Genomic DNA, 12,816 nt, shown 5'->3' with positions numbered 1-12,816 from the left:
GGGATTTATAGAACACGTCTTGAGGCCTGTCATGGTCCAATTACGTACCACTCTGGACCACTTCGCATCCTGTGCTATGGTTCGGACACTGGATCATCTTGGAGGAATCGATGCCACAGCGCCCGCCCGTCAAAGCCATCGGCGTGATCAGCGGAACCTCCATGGACGGCATCGACGTCTCCATTGTCGAGACGGATGGAGAAGCCTTCGTCCAGCCGGGACCGGGCCGCACTTTCTCCTACCCTGCCGATCTGCGAAAGACGCTTCAGGCGCTGATCGCCGAGCCGGCGCGCGCACAGAGCGAACCTCTGGAGGATCTCGAACAGGCTGTCACGCAGGCGCACATCGCTGCCATTCGCCGCTTCATGGAAGAAGCAGAAATCCCTGCAAAGAATGTGAGCCTGATCGGATTCCATGGGCAGACCGTCTATCACCGCCCTGAAGTCCGCTTCACCCGCCAGCTCGGCATCGGTTCCATGGTTGCGCAGGAGCTTGGCATCGACACGGTTTACCGTTTCCGTCATGCCGACGTGGCCTCAGGCGGGGAAGGCGCGCCTTTTGTGCCGCTTTATCACCGTGCGCTTGCAAGCAAGCTCCCGCATCCGATCATGATTCTCAATCTCGGCGGGGTCGGAAACGTCACCTATATCGACGGGGAGACGGTGATCGCATTCGATACGGGCCCCGCAAGCGCCCTGCTCGACGATTTCGTGCTGCGCCGCCGTGGCTTGAGCTTTGACGAGAACGGCAAGATCGCGGCATCCGGCAAGGTCGACGAAAAGCTCGTGGCGGAGTTCATGAGCAATCCGTTCTTCGACCGCCCTGCTCCTAAGTCCCTCGACCGCCAGGATTTCCACGCACGTGCCAAAAGCGTGGAGGCACTCTCGGATGAGGATGGCGCAGCGACTCTTGCCGCCTTCACCATCGAATCCGTCATCGCGTCCCTTCGCCATGTTCCTCGCCCACCGCAGCGCTGGCTCGTGACAGGCGGCGGACGGCTCAACGCACATTTCATGCGCCGATTGCACGAGCGTCTCGGCGTTCCTGTCGACCCCGTGGAATCCGTCGGCTGGAACGGTGATTTTCTCGAAGCGCAAGCCTTCGGCTATCTCGCCGTTCGATCAACGCTCGGGCTCTCCTTGAGCCTTCCCACGACCACGGGAGTTCCCCAACCCATGACCGGCGGCGAGCTGCATCGCGCGGCTTGAACCATGTCACCCGCGAGTATCATCGATCAGGCTTTCGCCCCGGCTGCCCAATCCATCGCGCACGGTAATATTCCCGGCGCGGTCCTTGGAATTGTCACAGCGGACGGACAGCGCGCAGTATGCTGGAAGGGCATGGCGCAAATCGAGCCTCATGAGGAGAGCCTCGCGCGCGAGACGTGGTTCGATCTTGCGTCGCTCACGAAAGTGATCTTCACCACGACAGCCATCCTGAAGCTCGTGGAGGAAGGCCGCATCGCACTCGACGATCCGCTGGTCAAAGCGATCCCCGACTTGCGCCAGTACGACATGAATGCCGCAGAGCGGCGTCTCACGTTTCGGCAATGTCTTGCACACCAGACGCACCTGCCTGCCGTCGAACCGCTTTACACCTACGGCCAGAACCCAGACACGCTTCGCGCCTTCGTTCTCCAGCGCGAATGGAGAAGCGGGCCGCCGGTCTATTCCGACATCAACTTCATTCTGCTGGGGATTGCCATCGAGCGCATCACGGGAAAGCCCCTGAGCGATCAGCCGCTTCCTGAACATTTTTCGTTCAACCCGGAGCCTCGTCTCTGCGCGGCGACCGAACGTTGCGCATGGCGCGGCCGCGTGATCCGTGGCGAGGTGCATGACGAGAACGCCTTCGCCCTCGGCGGCGCCTCCGGCCACGCGGGCCTGTTCGGCACCATCGATGGCGTCTTGGACTTCGCCCATGGCCTCCTCGACGGCAAAATTCTCTTGCCACAATCGCTGAATGCCGTTCGCACCCACGAGTCGGAGAAGCGCACCGTCGGCTGGGAAGGATTTTACCCCGGCTGGCACGGCGGCGATGGGTGCTCTCCCACGACCATCGGGCATACGGGTTTTACCGGAACGGGCCTTTGGCTCGATTTCAAACGCGGCCTTGCCTGGTCACTCCTGACCAACCGGGTTCATCCCTCCCGCCATAAGGACAGCGGGATCATGGATCTTAGGCGTGCAACAGGCGAGCGGGTCATCGCGTTGTTTGAAGGCCGGGATTGAGGCCTTAAGGATGTCAGCAAAAAGCTGGTGACGTCGATCACATGGAGCGTGCTGCCGATTGCTGGGCCCCTGAACTGGACCTATATTGGTCTGCAAGAAAGGTAGGCCATGGCTACAGAACACTTCAGCGCCCGCTTCCAGGATCTCGATACGTGGTCAGGCCTCGACGTGCTGTCAGCCTTCTATGAGGGTCAGCTCTCCGCGGTGGCAGCCGTCCGGTCGTCGCTCCCGGAGATCGAGGCTGCGGCAGAAGAGGCGGTCGCGCGCCTGCGCCGGGGCGGACGTCTGGTTTACGTGGGCGCCGGCACCTCGGGACGCATCGGCGTGCAGGACGGCACCGAGTTGCCCCCCACTTTCAACTGGCCCGACGACAAGCTCGTCTATCTCATCGCTGGCGGCGACCGCGCCATCATGAAGGCGGTGGAAAATGCCGAAGATTCAGTTGAGGAAGGCAAGGCAGGCATCCGCAACAACAATATCGGCCCCAATGACGTGGTCATCGGCGTCGCCGCAAGCGGACGCACGCCGTTCACCATCGCGGCTCTGAAAGAGGCTGCCGTGCGCGGTGCGCAGACCATCGGCATTTCCAACAATGCGAATGCGCCTATCCTCGAAGCCTGCTCTCACCCCATTCTCGCCGACACGGGCGAAGAGGTGATTGCGGGCTCGACGCGCATGAAGGCGGGCACGGCGCAGAAGATCATCCTGAACCTGCTTTCCTCGCTCATCATGGTTCGCATGGGCCGCGTCTATCGCGGGCTCATGGTGAACATGCGCGCCACCAATGCGAAATTGCGCCGCCGCAGCGAGATCATGGTGATGCAGATTACTGATTGCGACGAGGCCAAAGCCGCCGATGCGATTCTTCAGGCGAATGGCGACCTCAAGACCGCCGTTCTCATCGCCATGGGCGCCGGGCCGCAAGAAGCGCAAGACGCCCTCGATCGAAACGATGGCAATTTGCGGAAAGCCCTGGCAGACTTTCCGAAGAACTCATAAGAGGCCGCAGGATTCCAGCGGCAGAAGGGGCTGAAGAAGCGTCATGGCATTGGGGCTTGGCATCGACGCAGGCGGAACGGCGACGCGCTGGCGTTTGGCGGACGATCAAGGCCAATGCATTGCAAAAGGCAACGCCGAACCGTTGACCGGCCATCTCTTCTCCGCAGCCGCCGAAGAGCGGGCCCGGCAGATCGTCCTCGACATGGCGCAGGAGGTGATGCGTCAGGGCAAGCCTCTGGGCATCATCGCGGGGATCACAGGGTTGACCCGAGACACGCCACCCGAGGCGAAGATGCGCTCCCTCTTCGCGGAAATCTTCGAGCTTCCGCAAGACAAGGTGTTTGTCGCCGAAGACATGTGGATTGCCTATCTGTCTTATTTCGCCCTGGGCGAAGGCATCCTGGTCTATAGCGGCACTGGCTCCATAGGCTATTACCTTTCCGAGACCAAAGATGTGATCCGCGTCGGCGGCCGCGGGAACCTCATCGACGATGGCGGCTCCGGTTTCTGGATCGCCCGAGAGGCCCTGAAAACCGTTCTGCGCAAGGAAGAAGAAAGCCCCGGCGAAGGTTGGGCTACGACCCTTGGCCAGAGCTTGGCAAAAGCTCTCGGCGGGACGGATTGGAACCTCGTGCGCTCCTATGTCTATGGAGGCGACAGAGGCAAGATCGGCTCTCTGGCGCGGGCTGTCGGAGAAGCGGCTCAAGCGGACGACAAGACTGCCTTGCGCATCCTGCATTCCGCCGGAGAAGAATTGGCTCGTTTGGCCAACAGCCTGACCAAGCGCATCGGGCCACGCCCCGTAGCCCTGGCAGGCGGCAGCTCGCGCCTTCATCCCATCGTGGCCGAAGCCTTCAGGCATGATCTCCTCACGCCGGTCGAGTTCATCACCACGGATCTGGATGCAGCGCTGACCGCCGCGAGGCTCGCCGCTACGTTGAACAGGACCTGAGTCTACCCGCAAGGCTTGCCTATTGCCCTATCCTCGTCCAAGAATTCTGTCTCCATTCGGACTGGGACTGTTGTTGAAACCATGCAAGCACTCTTCGTAGGCCAGACTTATATCGACGTCACTTTCCTGGCGGACGAACTCCCCACAGGGGACGAGAAGACCGTCGCGCGGGATTACGCCATCTCCTTTGGCGGTAATGCCGTGACGGCAGCTTTCGCCTGTGCCAAGCTCGGTATAGCACCCGACCTGCTGACCTCGATTGCGGACGATTGGCTCGGCCGCATGTTCATCGACATGGCGTCGAAATACGGCATCTCGGTCCATCATCGGAAGGTGAAGGAATCCTCGCTTTCCTTCATCATGCCGCGGGGCGGCAAGCGCGCCATCGTGCGCTGCCGCGACGATCACTATCTGCATCCGGTGCCGCCGCTGAACCTGCAGAACTGCCGTGCGCTCCATCTCGACGGACACCAAGCCGACGCTGCGATGCACTATGCCAAGGCGTGCCGCGAAGCGGGCATCCTGACCTCCCTCGACGGTGGCGGACTACGCTCCAATACCCATGAGCTGCTGGAGTTTATCGACGTTGCGATCGTCGCCGAGCGTCTCTGCGAACAGATGAACATGACGCCGAGCGAAATGCTGACTTACCTCAAAGGGCGCGGCTGCAAGATCGGCGGCGTGACCATGGGTGAGCGCGGCATGGTCTGGTACGACGAGAATGGAACCGAAAGCGTGCTGCCGGCCCTCGACGTTCCGGCCGCAGCGGTGGTGGACACCAACGGCGCGGGCGACATCTTTCACGGTTCTTACGTCTATTCCGCCATGGCGCGCCCGGACCAGCCTTGGCGCGAACATTTCGTCTTCGCCCGCGCTGCCTCCGCTTACGCTATTCAGCATCTCGGCAATGAAGAAAGCATTCCGAGCTTGCGTGACATCGAGGAGACGCAGGCGCGCTTCTCGGAGCGTAAGCTGGCTGCGTGATGTGCAGGCATCGTTGATCGGCTAGGCCTCTGAAGCCTGGCCGCCCTCATTCTCTTCTTGCTTTCGGGCCTGAATGCCTGCAATCTTCCTGTAATAACGTATAGGAGGACCCTCTAGGTTCCAGAGGGCTTGGTCCTCAGACGAGGGGTTAGGGTCTTGAGTCCTGCTAGGCCATGGGCATTTGGGCTCGATGAGATCCGCTTACGGGATGGCATCGAAGATCTAGGGCCTGAAGCCCTCGCGGAGATTCTCGAGAACGTTCCTGTGGCGGTCGTGGTAACCTATGGCTACCCCCCGCGTTTTGCATTTGCCAACAAGCTCTTCCGTTCGAGTTTCGGCGCGCCGGATGCCGACTTTACAGGCCGCACGACCTTCGAGGTGATGGGAGAGGTGTATACCCCTGTCCTGCAAGATCTCCGCCACCGCGCCTTCACGACAGGCGAACCGCAGGAACTAAGAGAAGTTCCTCTCACGCTGGCGCCTGAACAGGTCTCCTATTGGGATGTCAAGATTCTGCCGATCCGCAATACGAGCCATCAGATCAAGGGCGTTCTGGCTCTTGCGGCCAATGTGACGGAACGCGCCAAGGCGCGCGATGCAGCGGATCGTCAGGCCCATGAAGTCGATCTCTTCCACGAGCGCCTGACCCTGGCCGTCGAAGCCGCTGAAATGGGCATGTGGGATTGGACCGCTGCGAGCGGCACGATCTATTGGTCGGATCGCTACAGGCAGATTTTCGGCATCAGTCCAGACACTCCGCTCACGCATGAGCTGTGGCTGTCTTTCATTCATCCCGACGACAGAGAATGGGTCCGCAAGAAGGTCGATGCGCTGAACGATCCCGCCTCCGGTGGGCGTCTCCAGATGGATTACCGGATTATTCATCCCGATGGAGACATCCGCTGGATCAGTTGCCGGGGCCGCATGCTCTACACTTCCGAAAGCGGCACACCGAAGCCCTTACGCCTTCTTGGCACGATGCTCGACGTCACGGAACGGCGTAAGAACGAAGAAGCTCGCCAGCTTCTCGCCAAAGAGTTGGACCACCGCGTCAAGAACCTGTTCGCCATGGCGAATGCGATGGTGACGATGACGGCACGAACGGCCACCTCGACCAAGGATATGGCCGACGCGCTTCATGGGCGCCTGAATGCTCTGGCCAAGGCCCATGAGCTCATCCGGCCCGCGGTCGCTGAGGACAGCCCCGTCGAGGGTGAGACCACCGTGGCCGAGATTGTCCGGACCATTCTCGCACCGCACAGGGATTTTGGCCTGCCCGCGCGCGTCTTGATCGAATGCGCGCCGATCAGCGTAGGCGCGAAAGCAGCGACGAGCCTCACGCTCGTCCTGCACGAACTGACGACGAACGCCTCGAAATACGGCTCGCTCTCGGTCGCCCACGGTCACCTCACCATCACCTGCTGGCAGGATGGAGAAATGATGTCGCTCGTCTGGCAGGAAACCGACGGGCCGCCCATCCAAAGCGAGCCGGCAGCCAAAGGCTTTGGCTCGCAACTCGCCCGCAAAAGCGTGACCGATCAGCTCGGCGGAACGCTCCAGTGCGATTGGCGCGCAGAAGGCCTGCGCGTCGACCTGCAGATTCCGTTGAGCCAGTTGTCCCGCTGAGCTGAAAATGGAAAGGCGGCTGTTACGCCGCCTTCTTCTGGTAATCCTTCACATCCGAGAACCGGATCGCCTTGTAGCGATCCATCTCGTATTGAAGGTTGAAGGTGTTGGCCGCCATGAACACCGGCGCCTCGTCGAGATCGCGTGCCATGGAGGACAGATGGCTCTCGATGAACTTGTCGAGTTCCTTCGGATCATCCGCCGTGATCCAGCGGCAGATCGAGAAGCGCGTCGGCTCGTAATCGATCGGCAGACCGTATTCGACGCTCAGGCGCTCTTTCAGCACGTCGAGCTGCAGCGCGCCGACAACGCCGACAATGGCGCCGGAGCCGTCCTGCGGAATGAAGAGCTGGACGACGCCCTCCTCCGCCATCTGCTGCAACGCCTCACGCAGCTTCTTCGCCTTCATGGCATCCTGAAGCTTGATGCGGCGTAGGATTTCCGGCGCGAAGCTCGGAACGCCGCGGAACACGATGTCCTCGCCTTCGGTGAGCGTATCGCCGATGCGCAGCGTGCCATGGTTGGGAATGCCCACGACGTCGCCCGCCCAGGCCTCGTCCGCGATCGCGCGGTCCTGCGCGAAGAAGAATTGCGGCGTGTTGAGGCTCATGGGCTTGCCCGTGCGCACGAGCTTCGCCTTCATGCCGCGCTGGAGCTTGCCGGAGCAGATGCGCATGAAAGCGATGCGGTCGCGGTGGTTCGGATCCATGTTGGCCTGGATCTTGAACACGAAGCCGGTCATGCGGCTCTCGCCCGCTTCCACGAGGCGCTTGTCAGCCTCCTGCCCGCGCGGCGGCGGTGCGTATTCGGCCAGGGCATCGATGAGATCGCGCACGCCGAAATTGCGCAAGGCCGAGCCGAAGAACACCGGCGTGAGATGGCCTTCGCGGAAAGCCTTCAGATCGAACGGCTTGCAGGCCTCTTGCGCCAGCATCACCTCTTCCTGCCAGGCGTCCGCCTCATGTGAAGGCAGCAGGCTCAGGAGCTTGGCGTCGTCCGGCCCCGAGACCGGCATCAGCTCATCGTCCGTGTCGATGCGGCGAACCACGTTGCGGCGCAGGTCGAAGGTGCCTGCAAAGCTCTTGCCCTGGCTGATCGGCCAGGTGATGGGAGCGGTATCCAGTGCGAGCGTCTTCTCGATCTCGTCGAGCAGATCGAAGGGGCTGCGCGCCTCGCGATCCATCTTGTTGATGAAGGTGACGATCGGGATGTCGCGCATGCGGCATACCTCGAAGAGCTTGCGCGTACGCGCCTCGATGCCCTTCGCGGCGTCGATCACCATGATGGCCGAGTCCACGGCCGTGAGCGTGCGGTAGGTGTCTTCCGAGAAGTCCTCGTGGCCCGGCGTGTCGAGCAGGTTGAAGACGCATCCGCCATACTCGAAAGTCATCACAGAGGTCACGACCGAGATGCCGCGCTCCTTCTCGATGCCCATCCAGTCGGAGCGGGTCGAGACTCGGTTCTTCTTGGCTTTCACTTCACCGGCGAGCTGGATCGCGCCTCCGAACAGCAGCAGCTTTTCGGTGAGCGTGGTCTTACCCGCGTCGGGGTGGGAGATGATCGCAAAGGTTCGGCGGCGGCCCACGGGGGCCGGAAGGTCGGTCATGGCTCTATAGGTTCTTGATCACGCGGTGGGGGACAGAACGCCGCAGCGCCCCGCCCTTTCATGGGCTTCTTCTGACCCCATATGGGGGTTTCCCGTCAACAACGAAAGGAGGTGATCCAGTGTCTCATTGTCATACCCTACGGTCCCCGGTTGCCGTGACCTGGATCTTGGCCTCTGCCGAGATTGGTGCGTAACGCACGCGCATCGTGCGGAAAAGTGGAATCCGGTTTTCCGCGCCTAACGATGCGCCCTTGAAAAAGGAGCATCGAATGGGTCCCAAAAGTGCCTGCCACTTTTGGGGCCGATGCTAGGAACGGCCTGAACGGGCCGTGGAACCGACAATGGAAAGGCCGCCTCTTGGGGCGGCCTTTCTTTTTGGCTCAAGCACTGAGCAGCTTGCCGGTCCGCTTGGCCGTCTTGCCGGCTACTTTGGCCAGGCGCGCCCCTTCGGTGGCGAAGCGGAGCGCGATACGGGCGAAGACCACACCGTCGCAGGGGGATTTCGCCTGTGTCACCGTCCCACTATGCGGGTCCACGATATCGGCGATCACATCGCCTTCCTTTACCTGGTCCCCGATTTGGGCCTGGAACACCACGATGCCGGTGGCCGGCGACGGAACGGGCTCGGAGGCCGCGAGCGGCGTCGGCTGGCAGAGGGGCTCAGGGATCGACGGGGCTTCGCCCGCAATGACCCCGCGCAGGGTCATGTAGGCAATGAGCGCTGCCGCATCGCGCTTCCCCGTTTCGTGGCTCACATCCCGCTCACCGCGGAATTCGAGGGTCGCGGAATGGCAGCTGAAGGGGATTGGATGATCCTTGAAGCGGTCGGCAAGCTCGCCCCAGGGGCGGCTGAGAGCCTCGTCGAACGGATCGTCGCCGGATTCCTCGGCCAGCAGATAGGCTTGCGCCTGAATGAGCGCGGAGAGCGGAGCAAACTCATCCGCTGAGCGGGTGTGGGTGTAGAGATGCTCCACCGCCTCCGAGTCGCAATGCAGATCGAGCACGATGTCGGCCTCGATGGCGAGGGTTAGCAGCGCCTTCTTCAACACTTCGGCGGGGTTGCTCGTCCCCCAAGCGTCCAGCTCGGTGCGAAGGGCTTCGCGGATCAGGCGCACATTGGCCTCGGCGCTGTCTGTGAGCTTGCCTTCGATCCTCTCGGCCACCTTGGGCACGAGATAAGGGTAGCCGCGATTGAAATTGATGCCGTCGGCGAGATTGAAGCGTCCGATATGGCTGCCGAGCACGCGCTGTGCGAGGCCGATGGGATTGGCGCTCGGCACGAGGATGATCTCACCCTTGATCTTGCCTTCCGCTTCCAGGGCGATCAGCCGCTCGCGCAGGTGATGCGCCGCGATCATGCCTGGGATTTCATCCGCGTGAAGGGAAGCCTGCACGTAGACGCGCGGGCGCGCACCTTCCTGGCCGAAGCGATGGACGGTCAGCGACAGGCTGGCCCCGGGGGCAAGCGGCGAAAGGGCAATCTGTTCTGTTTTCATGATGGGCAATGCTGCTGTCAGCTTGAGCGGGTATGATGAACCGTGCTCAAGGCATGAGAGCAGGCTTTCAGGCGGCCCATCCTTGCGACTTGAACACGAAGCGACCGGGATTGGTAACGAGTGCGGCAAGCCCCTGCAAGGCCGGCTCTGCATTGACGATCACGAAGGCCGGCACCTTGCTCGCCCAGGCATGGTGCGGCGCCTTGCTGTCGAAGGCTTCGCGGAAGCCGCCGTCCTGCAGGATGTCCACCATGCGCGGAGCAATGCCTCCGGCGATGAAGACGCCGCCGGAAGCCTCGAAAGTCAGCGCCATGTCGCCGGAATACCGTCCGAGCCACCGGGAAAAGAGATTGAGCGCGGCCTGCGCCATTTCATCGCCCTCGCGGGCCGCGGTCAGCACATCGTTCGGCTTCGCATAAGGACAATCCACGCACCGATGCGCGGCAATCGCCTTGGCGATGCGGAAAAGGCCGGGACCGGACAGGAGCACTTCGGCGGAAACGCGCCCGCCGACTCGCTCGAGGTGTGGCCACAGAGCTGCTTCCTCTTCGGTCGATGGACCGAATTCGATGTGTCCCGCCTCGGTGGCGACGATGGCGAGACGATCCTCAACCGGAATAAGCGCGCCCACGCCCAGGCCGGTGCCCGGCCCGAGCACCACACGGGCGCCCTCCCCGGGATGTCCGCTGCCGATGGGCGCAAGATCGCCCTTCTCCTCGCTCAGCACCGTCACGGAAGCGGCAACGGGCGTGTAGTCGTTGACGAGGGTCACGCGCTCAAGGCCCAGGGCCTTGGCGATGGCCTGAGCATCAATGACCCAGCTGGCGTTCGTGAGGCGAATGGAGGGCGCATCGACGCGGGTCGCCACAGCGATCATGGCGGACCGGGGCGCTTCGCCCTTATAACCCTGAAGGGCAATTCGAATGGCGCCGACTGGATCGGGCGTGTCCGCCGTCAGTGTGCGCGGCAGCAGCTGAACAGGCTCTCCGGGGGCGGCAAGAACGGCAAAGCGCGCATTCGTGCCACCGATATCCCCCAGCAAAACAGGAAATGCAAACATCGAGAGAGCCTTCTCGTTTCTCTTCAGGTTCTGCCGACCGCCACCATCAGAACGCATCCTCCCAGCTCCGGCTCAAGCGCACGGCGGAGTTGATGAGCCCCACCATGGAGTAGGTCTGGGGGAAATTGCCCCACAACTCGCCGGTCGTGAAGTCGGCATCCTCGGAAAAGAGCCCGAAGGAATTGCGCAGGCCCAGGATGTGCTCAAACAATTCTCTCGCCTCTTCCTTGCGTCCGATGGCGTTCAGGGCATCCACGTACCAGAAGCCGCAGATCATGAAAGCCGTATGCATGAGCCCGAAATCGTCTTCCACATCATAACGCAGCAGGAGATCGCCGCGCCGCAGGCTCTTGCCGACCGCATCCACCGTGGCGATGAAGCGAGGATCGTCCGGCTTCACGAAATTGAGCTCATGCAGGAGAAGCAGCGTTGCATCCAGATCCTCGCCGCCGAAAGACGATACGAAGGTGCCCTTCTCCGGGTTGTAGGCTTTCTCGTCGATGATGCGGTGCATTCGCGCCGCGTTCTCGCGCCAGAAGTCGGCCCGATCTTCCCGCCCCATGGCGAGAGCGATCTTGGTGAGGCGGTCGCAGGCCGCCCAGCACATCACGCTCGGAAAGGTGTGAACGGCGGCTTTCGTGCGCAGCTCCCAGGGACCGGCATCGGGCTGGTCGAAAACCTCAATGGCGCGATGCCCTAGCTTCTCCAGATGCGAGAACAGGGCCCGGTTGCCGACGGGACGGATCATGCGCTTGTCGAGAAAAGCGTGCACCGAGGCCAGGACGATGCTGCCATAGGCATCGTTCTGAACCTGCGTATAGGCCGCGTTGCCCACGCGAACCGGGCCCATGCCCCGGTAACCTGCAAGCGCCGTCGCCTCACGCTCCTCCAGATCGGGCGAGCGCGTGATGCTGAACAGCGGCGGCATGTCCTTCTGATCGGGAATGGCGTCCATGTCGTCGACGATATTGGTGATGTAGGTGAGGTATTCCTCCATCGTCTTCGTCGTGCCCAGGCGGTTGAGTGCCTGAATCACGAAATAGGCGTCACGGAGCCAGCAATAGCGGTAATCCCAGTTGCGCTGCGTGTGCGGTGCCTCGGGCACCGATGTGGTCAGCGCAGCGACGATGGCGCCAGTCTCTTCGAAATTGCACAGTTTCAGCGTGATCGCTGCACGGATCACCGCTTCCTGCCAGTCGAACGGGATGGAAAGCGAGCGCACCCAGTCGCGCCAGAAGCCGATGGTGCTATCCAGGAACTCGCGTGCGGTCGAATCCGCCTCGGAGCGGAGCGGCTCGTCCTCTCCGAAGAAGAACGACAGCGGACGTTCCACCACGAAGGGACGCTCCTCATGCACGTATGAGACGGGAGCATCGGTCGTGAGCCTGAGTGAATAATGAGGGCCGACGAAGCGCAGATGATTGCTTCCACGCGTCGTGGTCGGCGCACAGCCGCCCCACTCGTAATGCGGACGCAAGCGCACGCGGATGCGCGGACGTCCTTTGATCGGCGTGATGCGACGGATCAACAGCGGCGGGCGGTAGGTTCGGTCGAAATGCTTGAAGCGCGGGGCGAAGTCCGTGACCTCGATGATGTTGCCGAAGGAATCTGTCATGCGCGAGACGAGAACGGCGGTGTTCTCAAGATAGCTCTGCTCGCAGCTGACCATGCCGACCATGTCGATGGCGAAGACTCCCTTCTGCTCCGCATCCGTCTGCCCCTCCGGGCAATCGAGCAGTGCGGAAAAGACCGGGTCGCCATCGAACCGGGGAAAACAGCTCCAGACGATCTGCGCCCGGCGATCCACCAGGGCCGAGATCATGCAATTGCCGATGACGGCGAGGTCCAACGAACTCATCTGA

The 12,816-nt window shown here is 62.0% G+C and carries 10 protein-coding genes; 6 read left to right on the top strand and 4 right to left on the bottom strand.

Going from position 1 to position 12,816, the window contains the following annotated elements; genetic code table 11:
• Nucleotides 1-110 precede the first annotated feature (110 nt).
• The 6 genes from BLP10_RS05430 to BLP10_RS05405 all read left to right on the top strand — a co-directional run bounded on the left by BLP10_RS05430 (nt 111) and on the right by BLP10_RS05405 (nt 6,792).
• On the top strand, nt 111-1,208 hold the full coding sequence (locus BLP10_RS05430) for an anhydro-N-acetylmuramic acid kinase (protein ID WP_091131334.1): 1,098 nt from the start codon (nt 111-113) through the stop codon (nt 1,206-1,208).
• A 3-nt stretch (nt 1,209-1,211) separates the two neighbouring features.
• The gene (locus tag BLP10_RS05425) at nt 1,212-2,231 is read left to right on the top strand and encodes a serine hydrolase domain-containing protein (protein WP_091131332.1); all 1,020 of its coding nucleotides are present in this window, start codon (nt 1,212-1,214) and stop codon (nt 2,229-2,231) included.
• A 108-nt stretch (nt 2,232-2,339) separates the two neighbouring features.
• Nucleotides 2,340-3,230, top strand: coding sequence for an N-acetylmuramic acid 6-phosphate etherase (locus BLP10_RS05420; RefSeq protein WP_091131329.1), 891 nt, complete (start codon nt 2,340-2,342; stop codon nt 3,228-3,230).
• Nucleotides 3,231-3,273: 43 nt separating this feature from the next.
• Nucleotides 3,274-4,182: an N-acetylglucosamine kinase gene (locus BLP10_RS05415; protein WP_091131326.1), complete on the top strand. Its 909-nt coding sequence runs from the start codon at nt 3,274-3,276 to the stop codon at nt 4,180-4,182.
• A gap of 81 nt (nt 4,183-4,263) precedes the next feature.
• Nucleotides 4,264-5,166, top strand: a complete 903-nt coding sequence (locus BLP10_RS05410; RefSeq protein WP_091131322.1) for a sugar kinase — start codon at nt 4,264-4,266, stop codon at nt 5,164-5,166.
• A gap of 156 nt (nt 5,167-5,322) precedes the next feature.
• Complete coding sequence (locus BLP10_RS05405; RefSeq protein WP_175493787.1) at nt 5,323-6,792, top strand: sensor histidine kinase; 1,470 nt, start codon at nt 5,323-5,325, stop codon at nt 6,790-6,792.
• Between the two features lie 22 nt (nt 6,793-6,814).
• On the opposite strand, the gene BLP10_RS05400 is transcribed toward BLP10_RS05405, so the two are convergent.
• The 4 genes from BLP10_RS05400 to BLP10_RS05385 form a co-directional block, all read right to left on the bottom strand.
• The gene (locus BLP10_RS05400; RefSeq protein ID WP_091131316.1) at nt 6,815-8,398 is read right to left on the bottom strand and encodes a peptide chain release factor 3; all 1,584 of its coding nucleotides are present in this window, start codon (nt 8,396-8,398) and stop codon (nt 6,815-6,817) included.
• A 380-nt stretch (nt 8,399-8,778) separates the two neighbouring features.
• Nucleotides 8,779-9,894: a succinylglutamate desuccinylase/aspartoacylase family protein gene (locus tag BLP10_RS05395; protein WP_091131313.1), complete on the bottom strand. Its 1,116-nt coding sequence runs from the start codon at nt 9,892-9,894 to the stop codon at nt 8,779-8,781.
• Nucleotides 9,895-9,961: 67 nt separating this feature from the next.
• A complete protein-coding gene (locus tag BLP10_RS05390; RefSeq protein ID WP_342025958.1) occupies nt 9,962-11,011 on the bottom strand; it encodes a glucokinase in 1,050 nt (349 codons plus the stop codon).
• Entirely contained in the window at nt 11,001-12,812 is a 1,812-nt protein-coding gene (locus tag BLP10_RS05385; protein ID WP_091131309.1) for a glycoside hydrolase family 15 protein, read from the bottom strand. Before BLP10_RS05385 ends, BLP10_RS05390 begins: the two co-directional genes overlap by 11 nt.
• Nucleotides 12,813-12,816: the final 4 nt, after the last annotated feature.

Source organism: Microvirga guangxiensis (assembly GCF_900102135.1).
In the GTDB taxonomy this organism is placed as follows: Bacteria; Pseudomonadota; Alphaproteobacteria; order Rhizobiales; family Beijerinckiaceae; genus Microvirga; species Microvirga guangxiensis.
The sequence above is the reverse complement of the archived record's forward strand: the minus strand, read 5'-3'. Positions and strand labels throughout refer to the sequence as shown.